The organism is Kribbella sp. NPDC049174 (genome assembly GCF_043197365.1).
In the GTDB taxonomy this organism is placed as follows: domain Bacteria; phylum Actinomycetota; class Actinomycetes; order Propionibacteriales; family Kribbellaceae; genus Kribbella.
In genome coordinates this window covers 1,062,873-1,080,317 of record NZ_JBICSZ010000001.1, presented here as the reverse complement: position 1 = coordinate 1,080,317, position 17,445 = coordinate 1,062,873, and the positions used below count along the sequence as shown (strand labels likewise).

Below are 17,445 nucleotides of genomic sequence, written 5' to 3'. Positions count from 1 at the left end.
ACTCACCAAAGGCTGCTCCGCGCGAAGCGACGGGCGAACGTGTTCGCCAGCACCAGCAGCACCAACCCGATCACCGACCTGAACAAGCCGATCGCGGTCGCATAGCTGAACTGCGGCACCGCCGATGCCAGACCAATCTTGTACACGTAGGTGTCGATCACTTCCGCTGTGTCGAGGTTCAGGCTGTTCTGCATCAGCAGCACCTTCTCGAACCCGACCGACAGGATCGAGCCGATGTTCAGGATCAGCAGGATGACCGCCACCGGCACGATCGACGGCAGGTCGATGTGCCACATCCGCCGCAGCCGCGACGCACCGTCGACGATCGCCGCCTCGTGCAACTCCGGCGGAACGCTGGTCAGCGCGGCCAGGTAGATGATGGCCGAGAACCCCATCGTCTGCCAGGCGCCCGACCAGACGAACAGGTGCCGGAACAGCCCGGAATCACCCAGCATGTCGACCGGTCCGAGGCCGAACAGGCCGAGGATGTGGTTCGTCACCCCGGTGTTCGGGTTCGTCAGTACGACGATCAGGCCGACGACGACCACGGTCGAGATGAAGTGCGGCGCGTAGGTGATCAGCTGGGCCGACCGGCTGAACCACTTCCTCCGAACCGTATTCAGGCAGAGCGCGAGAATGATCGGCAACGGGAACGTCGCGACCAGCTCGTACACGTGCAGGTAGACCGTGTTCCGGATCAGCTTCCAGAACTGGTACGACTCGATGAACCGGTCGAAGTACTTGAACCCGGCCCACGGGCTGCCCCAGATCCCGGACACCACGTTGTAGTCCTTGAAGGCGATGATGACGCCGTACATCGGCCAGTAGGCGAAGATCGCCAGCCAGATCAGCGGCAGCGCCAGCATCGCGTACAGCTGCCAGTTCCGGCGCATCCGGATGCCGAGGCGGACCGAGGGTTTGGCCGGCTTGCCCCGGTCCTTCCGGCGGCGGTCCGGCGATCGATGCCCGGCCGGCGGTTTCGGCGCGGCCGGTACCCGGGTCTCCGTCGATGCAGTCATCTCGTCACCCCTTCAGCGAGCCGATCATGGCCCCCTTGACGAAGTGCTTCTGCACAAAGGGGTAGACCAGCAACGGCGGAATCATTCCGATCACGATCAGCGAGTACTTCAGCTGCTGCTGCAGCTCCTTCAGCTGTGCCAGCTTGCTCGTGTCGGGCATCTGGGACGGGTCGACCTTGGTCTGGATCAGGATCTGCCGCAGCACCACCTGCAACGGGAACAGATGCTCGTTGGTCAGGTAGATCAGTGCGTTGAAGAACGAGTTCCACTGCGCGACCGCGTAGAACAGCAGGTTCACCGCGATGATCGGTTTGCTCAGCGGCAGCACGATCCGCCAGAAGAACCCGAAGTCGCTGCAGCCGTCCACCTTGCCGGCCTCGACCAGCTCCTCCGGGATCGTCACCATGAAGTAGGTCCGGGTGATGATCACGTTCCAGACCGCCAGCGCGGTCGGCAGGATCATCGCCCACCGGGTGTTCAGCAGGCCCAGTTGATCCACCACCAGGTACGTCGGGATCATGCCGCCGCTGAACATCATCGTGAAGACGAACGCGGCCATGATGAAGCCCTTGCCCGGCAACCCCTTCCGGGACAAGGGGTACGCCGCCAGCAGGGTGAGGACCGTGGCCACGACCGCGCCGACCACCGCGTAGTACACGGAGTTGCCGAAGCTGCTGACGATCGCGTCGTAGTCGAAGATCGCCTTGTACGCGTCCAGGGTGAAGCCGACCGGCCACAACCAGACCTCACCTGCCGCCACCCTCTTGGTGTTGCTGACCGAGGCACTGAGGACGTAGATGATCGGATACAGCACCGCGAGGCAGAACAGTCCGAGCGCGGTGTAGATGCAGGCGAGCGCGATCTTGTCGCCGCGGGTGTCCTGGATCGGGGCCCCGACCGCCAGGCGTTTCTCGTCCGGCGGCAGGGTGCCGGTGGCGGTCATGAGTTGTACGTCTCGTAGGCAGCCTGCTGAAGCTCGAGATACGGCTTCACGCCGATCTTCTCGACCCGCTCCTTGTAGTCGTTCCACGCGGCGTCGTCGTTCGGGTCGAGCTGCCCGGTGAGGAACTTGGCGAACGACTGGCTCACCTCGTTCTTGAGGTTGGTCTTCAGCTCCGCCTCCTGCGCGGCCTGGTCCTGGTCCAGGGTGACCGGCGGGAACTGCATCTCCTGCGGCTGCTTGTAGGGGAAGTAGTTGTCCTTGGTCTGCTGGTAGAGCGGCTGCTCGAAGGTGAGGTCCTTCGGATTCACCCGCTCGCCGAGCCGGAAGTCCTGCGACCGGTACATCGGGTTGTCCTGGCTCCAGTTGATGTTCTTCTGCGAGTTCCAGGTCGCGTCGTAGCCGTAGATGGCCTGCTTGCCGTTGATCCCGAGCTCGCCCTTCTTCGCCCACGCGAACTGCGGACCGCCGTACCCGCGCAGGATCGCCTCCAGCTCCATCTGGGAGTCGGCCCACTGGACCAGCAGCTCCGGTTTGGCGCACTTCTTGGTGATCACCAGCTGGGACACCTCGACGCCGACCTCGAGGTAGTCCCAGGCGGCGTACTGGACGCCGTTCGGCCCCTTCAGCGGCGGACAGGCCTGGTACTTGCGCCAGCGGGCGTTCGGGTCCTTCTGGTCGATGTCGAGGAAGTTGCCCCAGTAGTTCACCCGGGCGCCCCCGATGAGCGGCTTGCCCGGCGCGTTGCCGTAGCGCTGCAACTGGTCCTCGTCGGCGGTGAACACGTCCCGGTTGATCAGGCCCTCGCCGTACAGGGTGTGCATGTACTTCAGGCCCTCGCGCCACTCGTCCTTGTCGAACGTGACATCGACCTTGCCGTCGTGGACGACCAGCCACGGGTCGCCCGGGTTGTAGAGGAACGCGTTCATGAAGAACGGATCGATGGGAGCGTCCTTGTAGCCGGCGAACGGGATGGTTCGGCCGCCGCCCGCCGGGTCCGCCTTCTTGATCGCGCGCATCACCTCGAGGAACTCGTCGGTGGTCTTCGGCATGGCCAGACCGACCTGCTCGATCCACTCGGTGTTCAGGAACGACCGGCCGGCACTGGCCCGGCAGTGGTAGCAGTCGTTGATGTTCGGGAACGAGTAGATCTTCTTGTCCGGCGCCTGCACCAGCTTGCGCGCGTCCGGGTAGTCCTTCATCGCCTGCTGCAGGTTCAGCGCGTAGCCGTCGATGTACTGGTTGACGTCGGCGAACAGGTCCTGCTGGCCGTACAGGAACAGCTGCGACCGGGAGAAGTCGATCCCCATGAAGGCGTCCGGGATGTCGCCGGCGGCGATCATCGCGTTCACCTTCGTCATCACGTCGTCGTCGGTGCCGCCGATCTGGTTCCACTCGATGTGGATGTTGGTCTTCTGCTCCAGCCACTTGGTGAACGCGTTCGTCTTCCAGTCGCCGATCGTCACGTCCTGCTTCACGACGATCTTGAAGGTGACCTTCTCGGTAGTGATCGGCTTCAGTTGCCGGGCCACCGGGCCGACGTACCCGTCCGGGTACAGCACCCCTTCCAGCTTCGGGCCGAGGGTGACGCTGGGCGGGGCCGGAGCCGCACCTCCACCGCCCGCGCCGCTCGCGTTGCTCGAGCCGCTGCAGCCACTGAGCAGACCTCCGCCGGCTGTTGCGGCGGTCAGTCCGAGCGCTCCCGCGATGAGTGATCGACGGCTGATTCCCGTCGACCGGGCGGCGTTGTTCGGCATGGGTCCCTCCAAGGCGGTATAGGACGGTACGAGACGAAATATCCGATAGGATCTCGGATCTTTGGCGGGAGAATGGCACAGATCCGATGTCTTCGGAAGGGTTCGGACGTAACTAGCCGAGGCCGGGCGCACACAGTCCGTGTCTTGCGCGGAAAACGCTTGCCGTTTGCAGCGCGCTGTCCAACTTTCTTGCGTAAACTAAAGGGAGACCCCTGCTTCTATAGGGTTCACACCATGGCGACCCCGAAGTTCATCCTCGACCTGCGCGCGAAGATCGGTCACGACCCGCTGTGGCTGACCGGCATCAGCGGCGTGGTCCTGAACGACGCCGAACAGGTGCTGCTGGTACGCCGCGCCGATGACGGGCGCTGGACTCTGGTCGCCGGTGTTCTCGAGCCCGGCGAGGAGCCGGCCGCCGCGCTGGTTCGCGAGATCCAGGAAGAGACCTCCGTGCAGGTCACCGTCGAACGCCTGGTCAGCGTGAAGACGCTGCGTCCGCACACCTACCCCAACGGCGACCAGGTCCAGTACCTCGACCTCTGCTTCCGCTGCCGCCCGCTGCACGGGGAACCGCGCGTCAACGACGACGAGTCCCTCGAAGTCTCCTGGTTCCCGCTGTCAGCACTCCCGGCCCTGTCGCCCCAGGAGCAGGAGTCGATCGCCAACGCCCTCTCCCCCGACCCGATGCCGGTCTTCGCCCGGACCTAGCGACGCAGCGCCGACTGCAGCTCGCGCAACCAGCGCTCAGCGGTCGCCGGTTCGCGCGTCAGCCCGTCGCCGCACTGCGCCAGCACGCCGGCGCGATCGATCAGGTCGTCGAGGAAGAAGAGGTCAGACTCCTCGACGCCGTCCAGGAGGGAGCCGAGTCGGTCCGGCCGGACCAGGTCCCAGCGGAACGGCCGGATCGGCTCCACCCACGTGCCCTAGTGGGCGGCCTCGTGCCAGGTGCGGCCGATGCCGACCGAGACGTCGAGCGGTACGGCCATGTCGACCGCGTGGCCCATGTCGCGGCGGACCAGCTCCTCGAGCGCCTCCCGCTCGCCCGGGGCGATCTCGAAGACGAGCTCGTCGTGCACCTGGAGCAGCATCCGCGACTTCAGGCCGGACGCGCGCAGCGACGCGTCGACCTTCAGCATCGCCATCTTGATCACGTCCGCGGCCGAGCCCTGGATCGGCGCGTTCAGCGCCATCCGCTCGGCCATCTCGCGGCGCTGCCGGTTGTCGCTGGTCAGGTCCGGCAGGTAGCGCCGGCGGCCCAGGATCGTCTCGGTGTAACCGCTCTTGCCGGCGTCGATGACGATACTGCGCAGGTAGTCGCGGACGCCGCCGAAGCGCTCGAAGTACTCGTCCATCAACCCCTTCGCCTCGTCCACGCCGATCTTCAGCTGCTGGCTCAACCCGTACGCCGACAGGCCGTAGGCGAGGCCGTAGTTCATCGCCTTGATCTTGGCCCGCATCTCCTGCGTGACGGCGGCCGGCTCGACCGAGAACACCCGGGCCGCGGTGACGGAGTGGAAGTCCTCCCCGGAGGTGAACGCGTCGATCAGCCCCTGGTCCTCCGACACGTGCGCCATGATCCGCATCTCGATCTGGCTGTAGTCGGCCGACATCAGCGACTCGTTGCCCTCGCCGACGATGAACGCCTGCCGGATCCGGCGGCCCTCCGCGGTCCGGATCGGGATGTTCTGCAGGTTCGGGTCGGTCGAGCTGAGCCGGCCGGTCGCCGCGATGGTCTGGTTGAACGTGGTGTGGATCCGGTCGTCCTTCGGGCTGATCGTCTTCAGCAGCCCCTCGACGGTCTGCCGCAGCCGGGTCGCGTCCCGGTGCGCCAGCAGGTTCGCCAGGAACGGGTGCTCGGTCTTCTCGAACAGCGCCTGCAGCGAGTCCGCGTCGGTCGTGTACCCGGTCTTGGTCCGCTTCGTCTTCGGCATCTGCAGCTCGTCGAACAGCACCACCTGCAGCTGCTTCGGCGACCCGAGGTTGATCTCCTTGCCGATCACCTCGTACGCCGCCGTGGCGGCTTCCCGCACCCCGGTGGCGAACCGCTCCTCCAGCTCCTCCAGGTACGGCCGGTCGACCGCGATACCGTCCCGCTCCATCGCGGCGATGACATCGATCAGCGGCAGCTCCACATCCGCGAGCAACGCCGTCCCGGCCTGCTTCTCCAGCTCGGCGTCCAGGGTGTCGGCGAGGTCCGCGATCGCGCGGGCGCGCAGCATGGTCGCGTCAGCGGCCGGACCGCCCTCGACGTCGTCGAAACTGAGCTGGCCGTTGTCGGCCTCCTCGTTGCGCAGCTCCCGCTTGAGGTAGCGCACGGTCAGGTCGGCCAGGTCGTACGACCGCTGGTCCGGCCGGGCCAGATACGCGCTCAGCTGGGTGTCCGAGCTCAGCCCGGCCAACGTCCAGCCGCGCTCCAGGAAGCCCAGCAGCGGCCCCTTCGCGTCGTGCAGCGCCTTGGGCTGCTTCGGGTCGGCGAGCCAGGCCTGCCAGGCCGCGTCGTCGTCCGCGGTCAACGTGGTCGGGTCGAACCAGGCCGCCGCACCGGAGGTGTTCGCCAGCGCCAGGCCGGTGATCTCGCCGGTCCCGCGACCCCAGCTGCCCTGGACCGCGACACCGATCCGCTCGCCGGTGCTGACATGCTCCTTGAGCCAGCCGGCCACCTCACCCGGCTTCAGCTGGACGCCGTCCAGCTCGAACCCGTGGTCGACGGTCGCGTCGACCTCCTCGTGCTCGGCGACCAGCCGCTCCCGCAGCACCCGGAACTCGAGGCTGTCGAACAGCGTGTGCACCTTGTCCCGGTCCCACGGCGTCCGGACCAGGTCGTCCACCGTGACGTCCAGGGTCAGGTCGCGGACCAGCTCGTTGATCTGCCGGTTCCGGATCACGTCGGCCAGGTGCTCGCGCAGCGACTCACCGGCCTTGCCCTTGATCTCGTTGACCCGGTCGACCACGTCGTTCAGCGAGCCGAACTGGTTCAGCCACTTGGCCGCCGTCTTCGGCCCGACGCCGGGCACACCCGGCAGGTTGTCGCTGGTCTCCCCCACCAGCGCGGCCAGGTCCGGGTAGAGCCGCGGCGTCACGCCGTACTTCTCCTCGACCGCGGCCGGGTCCATCCGGGCGATCTCGGACACGCCGCGCTTCGGGTACAGCACCGTGACGTCGTCACTGACCAGCTGGAACGCGTCCCGGTCACCACTGCTGATCAGCACCTCGAAGCCCTGCTCGGCCGCCTGGGTGGCGAGCGTGGCGATGATGTCGTCGGCCTCCCAGCCGTCGATCTCCGTGGTCGGGACCCGGAGCGCCTCCAGCACCTCCTTGACCAGCGAGACCTGCCCCTTGAACTCGTCCGGCGACTTCGACCGGCCCGCCTTGTACTCCGCGTACTGCTCGGAGCGGAAGGTCTTGCGGGACACGTCGAACGCGACGCAGATATGGGTCGGCTGCTCGTCACGGAGCATGTTGATCAGCATCGAGGTGAACCCGTACACCGCGTTGGTGTGCTGCCCGGTAGTGGTGGAGAAGTTCTCCACCGGCAGCGCGTAGAACGCCCGGTACGCCAGCGAGTGCCCGTCCAGCAGCAGGATCCGCGGCCGGCCGGTGCCAGGCTGCGCGGGGTCCTTGGTCATCGTCGAGGTGTTGGTTTCTGGAGCCACACACCGACTCTAGTGGTTCCCGCCGACACTTTCCCTTCACCGCCCCACCGGCCCGGACAGGCAGATCTGACACACCCGCGTAGTCTGCTTCCGTGACTGATCAGATGAACCTCGGACCGGGTATGGGCATGGAAGGCACTCTCCTCCAGCTCATGGGAATCGTTGTCACCGAGGCCGCGCCGGAGCGGATCGTCGCGACCATGCCGGTCAAGGGCAACACCCAGCCGTACGGGCTGCTGCACGGCGGCGCGTCCTGCGTCCTGGCCGAGAGCCTCGGCTCGATCGGCTCGGCCCTGCACGCGGCCGCCTACGGCAAGGTCGCGGTCGGCGTCGACATCAACGCCACCCACCACCGCGCGGTCCGCGACGGCGTCGTCACCGGTGTCGCCACGCCGATCTACCTCGGCCGTACGACGACGTCGTACGAGGTCGTCATCACCGATGAGCGGGACAAGCGGGTCTGCACCGCACGGATCACGTGCCAGCTGATTCAGGCGCCGCCGGGAAGCTGACGTCCGGGGCGACCGGCCCTGGGTCGAGCGTCAAGGGCGGCCGGCCGAGCTGGGCGCGGCGGGCGATCACCGATCGTCGCGACGAGAGCAGGGCCAGCAGGTTCGGCGCGTGCTCGGCGGCCAGCCGCCGACGCACGGTGTGCGTGGTGGCGAAACGCAGTACGCCGGCCTGTCCCAGACCCAACCGGGCCAGGAACCTGTTCGCCTCGCGGGCGATCGCGGGGGCGACCGCGGCCAGGTGTGCGCAGTTCTCGTGCTCGGCCCAGGCGGCCGCCTCCGCGATCAGTGCCTTGCCCAGACCGTGCCGCCGGGCGGCGTCACTGACGTGCAGGTACTCCACCGTGACGGTGTAATCGTCGTGCAGCGGGCTGATCGCCGTCCGGCGCAGGTAGGCCATCCCGTGCACGGCGCCGTCCAGCTCGCCGACCAGCAGCCGGCCGAACGGGTCGTCGTGATGTTTGCCGACAGCAACCTCGACGGCCGCGGCCGTCGGCGGCGTCGGCAGTCGCAACGGGTGACCGGCTCCGGTGGTCATCTCACGCCACAACGCAACCAAGGCGTCGGCATCACCGCGTTGGGCGTCCCTCACCTCGATGGCTGCTGCCACAGCGACCTCCTGGTCTGGTCCACCCCCGAGGTGAACGGGACGTGCGGATACGCTCGTCCTCGCGCAACAGTAGGCCCTCGGGGGTCACTTGCAAAGCTGCCCCCCGGGGCCGATCGGAGACCAGGTTTGTTCATCGGAATCGGTACTGTCGTGAATGTCGCGACGGTACTCGTCGGCTCGGTACTCGGCGTACTCATCGGCCATCGGCTCAGTCACCGAACCCGCGACCTCGTCACCGACGCACTCGGCCTGGTCACGCTGCTGATCGCGATCATGTCGGCACTCACCGTCGGCGATCAGGTGCTCAGCGACGCGGTCGGCGACAGCGCACCGGTCCTGATCGTGCTCGGCGCGATGCTGATCGGCGGGATCGCCGGATCGCTGCTGCGGATCGAGCAGCGGCTGGAGGATTTCGGCGCGTGGATGCAGCACCGGTTCAGCCGGGGCGACAGCGAGAGCACGTTCGTCGAGGGGTTCGTGACCTCGTCGATGGTGTTCTGCGTCGGGCCGCTGACCTTCCTCGGTGCGCTGTCCGACGGACTCGGTCGGGGTGCGGACCAACTGTTCCTCAAGGCGACGCTGGACGGGTTCGCCGCGATCGCCTTCGCCGCGTCCTTCGGCTGGGGCGTGACCGCCTCCGCGCTCGTCGTCCTCGTCGTCCAGGGCCTGGTGACCGCGGTCGGTGCGGTGCTCGGCGACGTACTCCCGGACGCGCATGTGACCGCACTGGGCGCGACCGGTGGGGTGATGCTGATCGGTGTCGCCCTGCGGCTGCTGAAGCTCAAGCAGATCGCCGTGGCGGATCTGTTGCCGGCGCTGATCGTCGCGCCGCTGCTGGTGCAGCTGCTGGTCGTCATCCGGAGCTGACAAGAGCCCCGGCCCGTACCCGGACCGGGGCTCTCGGCAACTACTGGTGCTAGTCCTCGCCGAGGTAGGCCTTGCGGACGTCCTCGTTGACCAGCAGGTCGCGGCCGGTGCCGGACAGCACGATCTTGCCGACCTCCAGCACGTACCCGTAGTCGGCCCGCTTCAGGGCGGCCTGTGCGTTCTGCTCCACCAGCAGGATCGTCGTACCCTGCCGCTGCAGCTCGGTCACCGTCGTCATGATCCGCTTCATCATGATCGGTGACAGACCCATCGACGGCTCGTCCAGCATCATCAGCTTCGGCCGGCTCATCATCGCCCGGCCCATCGCCAGCATCTGCTGCTCACCGCCGGAGAACGTCCCGGCCGGCTGCTTGCGCCGCTCCCCCAGGATCGGGAACAGGTCGTACGCCGCGTCCAGGTCGGTCCGGATACCACCCGGGTCCCGGCGGGCGAACGCGCCGAGCATCAGGTTCTCCTCGACCGACAGCCTCGGGAAGATCCGCCGGCCCTCCGGCGAGTGGGCCAGCCCGCGCGCGACGATGTCGTGCGCCGGCGTGGTGTCGATCCGCTCGCCCTGGAACAAGACCTCGCCCGACGTCGGCCGGAGCAGACCCGAGATCGTCCGCAGCGTGGTGGTCTTGCCGGCGCCGTTGGTGCCGATCAGCGACACCACCTGCCCCTGCTCCACGCTGAAGCTGATCTTCTTCACCGCGACGATCTTGCCGTAGGCAACTTCCAGGTCGCGGACCTCGAGCATCGCGGTCATGGGGCCTCCCGGTCTGGACTGAGGAGTGGAGGGAGCCCGGTTATGGGGCCTCCCGGCCTGGACTGAGGAGCGGAGGGAGCGTAGCGACTGGAGCGACGAGGGAAGGCCGGGAGTTCAAGCCCCATGACCCGCCGCGCCGGAGGCGTGGCATCCAACACAGCGACTGGAGCGACGAGGGAAGACCGGGAGCTAAAGCCCCATGACCCGCCGCGCCGGAGGCGTGGCATCAATACCGTCATGGCGTCTCCTCCCCATCGGCGACGTCCTGCGGACGCTCGTCCTCCTCGTCCTCCTCGCCGGTGCCGATGTAGGCCTCGATCACCCGCGGGTCGGACTGCACCTCGGCCGGTGTGCCCTCGATCAGGGCCTCACCGCGGACCAGGCACAGCACCCGGTCGCAGAGGTTGAAGATGAACCGCATGTCGTGCTCGATCACCACGACCGACAGCCCCGAGTCCCGGATCTTGAAGATCAGGTCACTGGCCTGCTTGGTCTCCAGCGGGTTCATACCGGCCGTCGGCTCGTCCAGCAGGATGAGCTTCGGGTCGGTGGCCAGCGCCCGCGCGATCTCGAGCCGGCGCTGGTCGCCGTACGGCATGTTCCGGGCCAGGTGCTCGGTGGACTTGCCCAGCCCGACGAAGTTCAGCAGCTCCTGGGCCCGTTCCCGGGTGGCCGCCTCCTCCCGGCGGAACTTCGGCCCGCGCAGGACCGAGGTGAGCGCGCCCGAACTGGTCCGGCAGTAGCGGCCGACCATCACGTTCTCGAGCGCGGTCATGTTGGCGAACAGCCGGATGTTCTGGAACGTCCGCGCCATCCCGGCCCGGACCACGGCCCGCGGCTTCGGCGGCAACGGCGTCAGCGCGGCCAGCGGCTGCACCGCCACCGCGTCGTCCGCCTCGCTCACCTGGCGCTTGGCCGGCTCCGGCTTGCGCGGCGTACCGGCGAACCGGACCGCCCCGGACGTCGGCTTGTAGAGGCCGGTGAGGCAGTTGAAGAACGTCGTCTTACCGGCTCCGTTCGGGCCGATCAGACCGACGATCTCACCTTCCCGCACGGTCAGGTTGACGTCGTTGACCGCCAGCAGACCACCGAACCGCATGGTCACCCCGGAGGCCTCCAGCACCGGCTGGCCGCTCGCCCGGGTCGATGTGGATGTCGTCTCGGTGACGGTCATTTCGCCTCCTCCGCGAGCTCTTCCTCGACCGCGACGGCCAACGCCTCGTCCTCCTCGTGGAACTCCAGCTGCCGGCGTCTGCTCGCCACCAGGCCCTCCGGCCGGAACCGCATCATCAGCACCAGCAGCAGGCCGAACAGCAGCAGCCGGTACTCCGAGAAGAACCGCAGCTTCTCCGGCAGCAGCTTCAGGATCGTTGCTCCCAGCAACACACCGGCGATGGTACCCATACCGCCCAGCACGACGGCCGCGAGCAGGAACGCCGACTCGAGGAAGATGTACTGGTCGGGGCTGACGGCGACGTCCTGGTGCGCCTTGATGGTTCCGGCCAGACCGGCCAGGAAGGCACCGATCGCGAACGCGAGCACCTTCAGGCCGAAGACGTTCACGCCCATCGCCTCGGCGGCCTTCTCATCCTCCCGGATCGCGACCCAGCCCCGGCCGATCCGGCTGTCGTTCAGCCGGGCGAAGACCAGGATGACGAACGCGATCAGGAGCAGCAGCAGGAAGTAGTAGTTCGAGAAGCGACCCAACTCCAGCCCGGCGACCGTGTGCTCGTCGCCGAAGTTGAAGCTGCCGATCTCCAGATCCGGGATGCCGGGGATACCGTTCGGGCCGTTGGTCAGCAGCGGACCGTTGATGCCGTCCAGGTTGAACATCGCCAGCCGGAAGATCTCACCGAAGCCCAAGGTCACGATGGCCAAATAGTCACCTGAGACACGGAGTGTCGGTGACCCGATGATGAGACCGAGGGTCGCCGCCACACCCGCGCCGATCAGCATCACGAGCAGGAACGGCGGGTGCCAGTCGATCGTCGAGAACGCCGACTCCGACAGCATCGCGGCCACATAGGCGCCGGAGCCGAGGAAGGCGATGTAGCCGAGGTCCAGCAGGCCGGCCAGACCGACCACGATGTTCAGGCCCATCGCGGTGGCCGCGAAGATCAGCACCTGGCACGCGATCGACATGTTCGCATCCGACCCCCGCTGGGTGAAGGGGAAGAAGAACGCGACCACGAAGGCCGCCAGCGTCAGCACCTTCTTGTGCCGCTGGGCGACATGGCCGAACCAGGTCATCATCCCGGTCCGGAACAGCGCCAGGATCACCGTGGCGATGAAGAGCAGACAGAGGATGAACGACCATGCGTCGGTGAGGCCCAGCGCGTACGCCGCACCGAACAGGATCACCGCCATCATCACGGAGATGGCGAGGATCTCCACCCAGCCCGGCAGCCTCGCCTCGCTCAGGTCGCGAAGCTGCCGCAACGGGAGCATCCGCGCGCTCACCAGGATCAGAACGGCACCGGCCAGGGAGACGTAGGCACCCGGGTTGACGTTGATCAGGCCGTCCGACTCCACCGTGATCGCCACGATGACCAGCACCATGTACACCGTCAGGCCGAGGCCCAGCGCCCGCAGGCCGAGGGTCGCGTCCAGCCATGACCCCAGCGTCGTCAGCGGCCCGCGCTCCGCGAGCAGCAGGACCAGCGCGAGCAGGGCCCCGATGATCGCGAGGATCTGCAGGCCGCCCGGGTAGAGGTTGATCGACAGATCGTTCAGGATCGAGGGGTCGTAGCTCCAGGACAGGAAGGAGCCCACGATCACCAGCACCACGCCGGCGATACCGGCCGGCCAGGCGATCGGCTTCATCGGCTGTTGAGCAGCCGCCTCCGGTTCCGCCGGAGTGCTTGTCTCTACCTCGCTCATGCCCGATCCACCACCCTCGCTCCGAGCAGGCCCTGCGGCCTGAACACCAGTACCAGGATCAGGATGACGAACGCCCAGACATCCTTCCAGGAACCGCCACCGAACTGACCTGGGATGTACTGGGTGGCCAACGCCTCGACGACGCCCAGCACCAGGCCGCCCACGACGGCGCCGTAGACGTTGCCGATACCACCGAGAACCGCGGCGGTGAACGCCTTCAGACCGGCCAGGAAGCCCATCCGGAAGTCGATGTTGTTGTTCTGGAAGCCCTGCGAGATCCCGGCGATCGCCGCCAGCACGGCACCGAGGGCGAAGGCCACCACGATGATCCGGTCGACGTTGATACCCATCAACCGGGCGGTGTCGGGATCCTGCGACACGGCCTGCATACCACGGCCCAGCCGGGTCCGATTGATGAAGACCCAGAGCAGCACCGCGCACACCACCAGCGCCGCGACGGTGAAGATCGCCGACCGCTGGATGGTCACCCCGCCGACGTCCAGCGCGGGGCCGGTGACCACATCGATCTGCGGGAACGGGATGCGCTGCTTGGCGCTCGGCCAGGTGATGCTGGTGATGACCTGCTTGTAGAACACCCAGAACAGCTCCGCGAACACGACCGCCGCGGCGGCCGCTTCCACGACTGTCAGCAGCTTGACCTCGATCTGTGCCCGCCCTCGCGCGGCGAGACCGGCCAGCCAGCCGACCGCCGTACCGACGACAGTGCCGAGGACGACGACACCGACGGCCACGAGCACACTCAGGTCCGGCTCGATCAGCCGGGCCACGACCCACAGCGCGACGGCGCCGAGCGCGGCGCCGATCAGCGGAGCACGGTCGTACCACTTGGTCGTCTGATGGTTCAGATCAGCCTTCGTCAGCACCGAGCCGACGTAGTACCCGACCCCGACCGCGATGACGGCGAACGCCACCACGGTCCAGCCCGGCCGCTCGTAGAAGAGCCGGACGAACTCCTGCAGGAAGACCGAGATCCCGATCGCGGTGATCAGCGGTGCGAGGCGTGGCGCGTTCCGCAGGGGACGGTACGCGACACGTTCCATCGCCACCGCGGTGCCGACCGATGCGATGATGGCGCCGACGATCATGACCGGCAGGATCCACACGCTGGTCTGACCATCGAAGAACAACAGGTAAGTGGTCAGTGCGCCGAACGCACCGATCATGAACACCTCGCCATGGGCGAAGTTGATGAGCTGCACGATGCCGTAGACGACGGTGTACCCGACCGCGATCAGGGCGTACAGCGATCCCAGGGTCAGCCCGTTCACGAGCTGCTGGAAGAACTGGTCCACGTCGACCTCCCAACTGCCTCAGTTCCGACATGCCACGGGGGTGGGAGGATCAGCTCCCACCCCCGAGACATGAGGTCGACTCGATTACTTGGTCTCGAAGTCCTTGGTCTCGACGGTGGTCCACTTGCCACCGGCAACCTTGTAGACGGTCAGAACCTTCGAGGTGGTGTCGCCGTACTGGTCGAACGCGACCTTACCGGTGACACCGTCGAACGAAACCTTGCTCATGGCATCGACCGTGGCCTGGCGCGCCGACTCGACGTCCTTGGCGTCCTTCAGCGACGTCTTCAGCGCGTTGATGATCGCGTTGGCAGCGTCGTAGGAGTAGCCGCCGTACGCCGCGTACGGGTCCTTGAAGCCGGCCGCGTTGTAGTCGGCGACGAACTTCTTCGCCGACTCGAGCGCGTCGACCGGGGCGCCGACCGAGGTGGCGAGGTCGTTGTCGGCGGTCTTACCGGCCAGGGTGATGAACTTCGGGTCGTAGATACCGTCGCCACCCATCAGCGGCACGTTCAGGCCGGCGGCCTTCATCTGCTGCGACAGCGGACCGGCCTGCGGGTACTCGCCGCCGTAGTAAACCGCCTGCGGGGCGGACGGCTTGACCGCCGAGATCACGGCCTGGTAGTTCGAGTCGTCCGGGTTGATGGTCTGGGCCGCGACGACCTGACCACCCAGCTTCTTGAACTCCTCGGTGAAGGTGCCGACCAGGCCCTGGCCGTACGCCTTCTTGTCGTGGATCGTGGCGACCTTGGTGATCTTCGCGGTCTCGTACAGGTAGCGAGCAGCGAAGGGACCCTGGACCGCGTCAGTGGTGCAGGTGCGGAAGTACGTCGCGTACGGCCGCTTCGGGTCGGTCTGCCAGTTGGCGCCCTGGGTCAGGCCCGGGCCGGTGTTGGCCGGCGAGACCTGGACGATGTTCTTCGGTGCGAGAACCGGCTGGACCTGCTGGCTGACGCTGGTGTTCAGCGTGCCGACGACGCCGATCACGTCGGCGTCACTGGCGAGCGCGGTGGCCGCGTTCTTCCCCGGCTCCGGCTTGGCCTCGTCGTCCTTGGCGTCGACCTCGAGCTTCCAGCCCGGGATCGCGTTGGAGTCGTTGGCCTGCTTCACGGCCAGCTCGACCGAGTGCTGGATACCCAGACCCAGCGCCGACAGGTCTCCTGACAGAGGCGCGATCACGCCGATCTTGGCGGTCTTGGTCGCATCTCCGGAGCCCCCGCCAGAGTCGTCGCCACTGCGCGAACCGCACGCAGTCAGGGCCAACGACGCAACGATCAGCGACGCGCCGACCCGTACTACGGAACGCTGGTGCACTGTTCCTCCCATGTCTGGATAGTCCGAGCAGATCCTCGGACTCCCGCGAATGCCGCGAGCACCCGCAGGTTAGACCTCTGGTGGCTCTTGAGGCGATGTCACAGAGCGTGTGTTGTGAGGTCGTTACAGCGGTAAGTAGCGTGGAAGGCAGTCAGTACTGTACGCCCGCTCAGCGCTGTACGCGGAGAGTGAGTCAGTCACTACCGCCAGCCTCGTCAACGACCAACTCCGCGACCTGACGCATGGAAACTCTTTTGTCCATGGCGGTTTTCTGGATCCACCGGAACGAGTCCGGCTCGGACAACCCGAACTTCGTCTGCAGGATCGACTTGGCCCGATCCACCAGCTTGCGCGTCTCCAGCCGATCGGCCAGGTCGGCCACCTCACGCTCCAGCTCGGCCAGCTCGACGTACCGGGACGCGGCGATCTCGATCGCGGGCAGCAGGTCGGCCTTGGAGAACGGTTTCACCAGGTACGCCATCGCGCCGGCGTCGCGGGCCCGCTCGACCAGCTCGCGCTGCGAGAACGCGGTCAGCATCAGCACCGGCGCGATCCGCTCACCGGCGATCTTCTCGGCCGCACTCAGCCCGTCCAGCTTCGGCATCTTGACGTCGAGAATGACCAGATCAGGCCGATGCTCCGTCGCCAGCCGGATGGCCTCTTCCCCATCCCCCGCCTGCCCGACGACGTCGTACCCCTCCTCGGCCAGCATCTCGGCCAGATCCATCCGGATCAACGCCTCATCCTCAGCAATCACCACACGCTTCGCAGTCACACCCGACACTGTATCGAGGCCGATCGTGCTGCGATCGAGCGCCGGACCGATCGAGGTCGGCGTTGCTACACGCGGGTGGGCGGTTCGCAGTTCCACCGGGGCCATGGGCTAGGATCTTGGTCCGCAAGCCCTGGTAATCCAATCGGCAGAGATGATGGTCTCAAACACCATACAGTGTGGGTTCGAGTCCCACCCAGGGCACAAATCGAGCGACCGAATCTGTCGGTCGTGGCTGGCAACCTCGGGTCATGTACGACGACGAGATGCGAGCCACCGCGCGCGCCGCGATGGCTGGCGGTGAGAGTCTCAACGCGATCAGCAAGCGGCTTGGGATCAGTCGCGCCACGCTCCGTGACTGGCGGGACCGAGAGGGTAGTAGGCCCTTCCCGAGCGACTGTCCGCGGTGCACGAACAGGCAGCCGCCGACGTCGTCGTACGCGCATCTACTAGGGCTCTACCTTGGCGACGGATGTCTTTCGAAGCACAGGAAAGATGTCTATGCCTTGCGGATCGCCTGCGACGACGCCTATCCGCGACTCATCGACGAGGCGGAAGCGGCGATCGTCGCCGTACACCCGAGTCGGCCGGTCCACCGCGTTCAGGCGGTCGGCCATACGTCCGTCGTCTCTTACTGGAAGCACTGGCCGTGCCTGTTCCCTCAGCACGGGCCTGGTCCGAAGCACCAACGCCGGATCGAACTCGCGGTTTGGCAGCGGCAGATTGTTGCCCAGCACCCCGGGCTCTTCCTCCGCGGACTGTTCAACTCCGACGGGTGCCGAGTCGCGAACTGGACCGTCCGGACGGTGGGCGGCGTACGGAAGAGATACGACTATCCGCGCTACATGTTCTCCAACGAGTCCGCGGACATCATGGCGCTGTGCCAATGGGCGCTCGATCTGTTGAAGATCCGCTGGCGGATGCCGCGCCGAAACGCATTGTCGGTCGCACGCCGAGAGGCAGTCACAACTCTCGACGAATTCATCGGGCCGAAGTCCTAGCGACTCTGCCGGTCGGCGGCCGGCCGGGGTCTACCGTGAGTTGC

The 17,445-nt window shown here is 66.8% G+C and carries 16 protein-coding genes and 1 tRNA gene; 5 read left to right on the top strand and 12 right to left on the bottom strand.

Annotated elements, in window-relative coordinates:
• Positions 1-2: 2 nt before the first annotated feature.
• The 3 genes from ACGFIF_RS04955 to ACGFIF_RS04945 are packed head-to-tail and all read right to left on the bottom strand — an operon-like array spanning position 3 to position 3,716.
• A complete protein-coding gene (locus ACGFIF_RS04955) occupies positions 3-1,019 on the bottom strand; it encodes an ABC transporter permease (protein WP_393151537.1) in 1,017 nt (338 codons plus the stop codon).
• Positions 1,020-1,023: 4 nt separating this feature from the next.
• Entirely contained in the window at positions 1,024-1,962 is a 939-nt protein-coding gene (locus ACGFIF_RS04950) for a carbohydrate ABC transporter permease (RefSeq protein ID WP_393151535.1), read from the bottom strand.
• Complete coding sequence (locus ACGFIF_RS04945) at positions 1,959-3,716, bottom strand: hypothetical protein (RefSeq protein ID WP_393151533.1); 1,758 nt, start codon at positions 3,714-3,716, stop codon at positions 1,959-1,961. Before ACGFIF_RS04945 ends, ACGFIF_RS04950 begins: the two co-directional genes overlap by 4 nt.
• Positions 3,717-3,950: 234 nt before the next feature.
• Between ACGFIF_RS04945 and ACGFIF_RS04940 the strand changes: the two genes are divergently transcribed.
• The gene (locus tag ACGFIF_RS04940; protein ID WP_393151531.1) at positions 3,951-4,424 is read left to right on the top strand and encodes an NUDIX domain-containing protein; all 474 of its coding nucleotides are present in this window, start codon (positions 3,951-3,953) and stop codon (positions 4,422-4,424) included.
• Here ACGFIF_RS04940 and ACGFIF_RS04935 read toward each other — a convergent pair.
• Together ACGFIF_RS04935 and polA are read right to left on the bottom strand one after the other, a co-directional pair.
• Positions 4,421-4,630, bottom strand: coding sequence for a hypothetical protein (locus ACGFIF_RS04935; protein WP_393151529.1), 210 nt, complete (start codon positions 4,628-4,630; stop codon positions 4,421-4,423). The genes ACGFIF_RS04940 and ACGFIF_RS04935 overlap by 4 nt on opposite strands.
• 9 nt (positions 4,631-4,639) lie before the next feature.
• Entirely contained in the window at positions 4,640-7,342 is a 2,703-nt protein-coding gene (polA, locus tag ACGFIF_RS04930; RefSeq protein ID WP_393153639.1) for a DNA polymerase I, read from the bottom strand.
• Positions 7,343-7,473: 131 nt separating this feature from the next.
• Between polA and ACGFIF_RS04925 the strand changes: the two genes are divergently transcribed.
• Complete coding sequence (locus tag ACGFIF_RS04925; protein WP_393153637.1) at positions 7,474-7,881, top strand: hotdog fold thioesterase; 408 nt, start codon at positions 7,474-7,476, stop codon at positions 7,879-7,881.
• Here the strand turns inward: ACGFIF_RS04925 and ACGFIF_RS04920 are convergent.
• Positions 7,844-8,488, bottom strand: coding sequence for a GNAT family N-acetyltransferase (locus ACGFIF_RS04920; protein WP_393151527.1), 645 nt, complete (start codon positions 8,486-8,488; stop codon positions 7,844-7,846). The genes ACGFIF_RS04925 and ACGFIF_RS04920 overlap by 38 nt on opposite strands.
• A gap of 150 nt (positions 8,489-8,638) precedes the next feature.
• Between ACGFIF_RS04920 and ACGFIF_RS04915 the strand changes: the two genes are divergently transcribed.
• Positions 8,639-9,355, top strand: coding sequence for a DUF554 domain-containing protein (locus ACGFIF_RS04915; RefSeq protein WP_393151524.1), 717 nt, complete (start codon positions 8,639-8,641; stop codon positions 9,353-9,355).
• 49 nt (positions 9,356-9,404) lie between these two features.
• On the opposite strand, the gene ACGFIF_RS04910 is transcribed toward ACGFIF_RS04915, so the two are convergent.
• The 6 genes from ACGFIF_RS04910 to ACGFIF_RS04885 all read right to left on the bottom strand — a co-directional run bounded on the left by ACGFIF_RS04910 (position 9,405) and on the right by ACGFIF_RS04885 (position 16,412).
• Positions 9,405-10,121, bottom strand: coding sequence for an ABC transporter ATP-binding protein (locus ACGFIF_RS04910; RefSeq protein ID WP_393151522.1), 717 nt, complete (start codon positions 10,119-10,121; stop codon positions 9,405-9,407).
• 235 nt (positions 10,122-10,356) lie between these two features.
• The gene (locus ACGFIF_RS04905) at positions 10,357-11,295 is read right to left on the bottom strand and encodes an ABC transporter ATP-binding protein (protein ID WP_393151520.1); all 939 of its coding nucleotides are present in this window, start codon (positions 11,293-11,295) and stop codon (positions 10,357-10,359) included.
• Positions 11,292-13,001 carry a branched-chain amino acid ABC transporter permease gene (locus tag ACGFIF_RS04900; RefSeq protein WP_393151518.1) on the bottom strand — a complete coding sequence of 570 codons (1,710 nt, stop codon included), beginning with the start codon at positions 12,999-13,001 and terminating at the stop codon, positions 11,292-11,294. The genes ACGFIF_RS04905 and ACGFIF_RS04900 overlap by 4 nt, the downstream gene beginning before the upstream one ends.
• Positions 12,998-14,314 carry a branched-chain amino acid ABC transporter permease gene (locus ACGFIF_RS04895; RefSeq protein ID WP_393151516.1) on the bottom strand — a complete coding sequence of 439 codons (1,317 nt, stop codon included), beginning with the start codon at positions 14,312-14,314 and terminating at the stop codon, positions 12,998-13,000. The genes ACGFIF_RS04900 and ACGFIF_RS04895 overlap by 4 nt, the downstream gene beginning before the upstream one ends.
• An 84-nt stretch (positions 14,315-14,398) precedes the next feature.
• Positions 14,399-15,640: a branched-chain amino acid ABC transporter substrate-binding protein gene (locus tag ACGFIF_RS04890; protein ID WP_393151514.1), complete on the bottom strand. Its 1,242-nt coding sequence runs from the start codon at positions 15,638-15,640 to the stop codon at positions 14,399-14,401.
• Positions 15,641-15,821: 181 nt separating this feature from the next.
• Positions 15,822-16,412: an ANTAR domain-containing response regulator gene (locus ACGFIF_RS04885; RefSeq protein ID WP_393153635.1), complete on the bottom strand. Its 591-nt coding sequence runs from the start codon at positions 16,410-16,412 to the stop codon at positions 15,822-15,824.
• Positions 16,413-16,530: 118 nt separating this feature from the next.
• Between ACGFIF_RS04885 and ACGFIF_RS04880 the strand changes: the two genes are divergently transcribed.
• A tRNA-Leu gene (locus tag ACGFIF_RS04880) sits at positions 16,531-16,604 on the top strand.
• Between the two features lie 47 nt (positions 16,605-16,651).
• On the top strand, positions 16,652-17,401 hold the full coding sequence (locus ACGFIF_RS04875) for a transcriptional regulator (protein WP_393151512.1): 750 nt from the start codon (positions 16,652-16,654) through the stop codon (positions 17,399-17,401).
• The last annotated feature ends 44 nt before the right edge of the window (positions 17,402-17,445 follow it).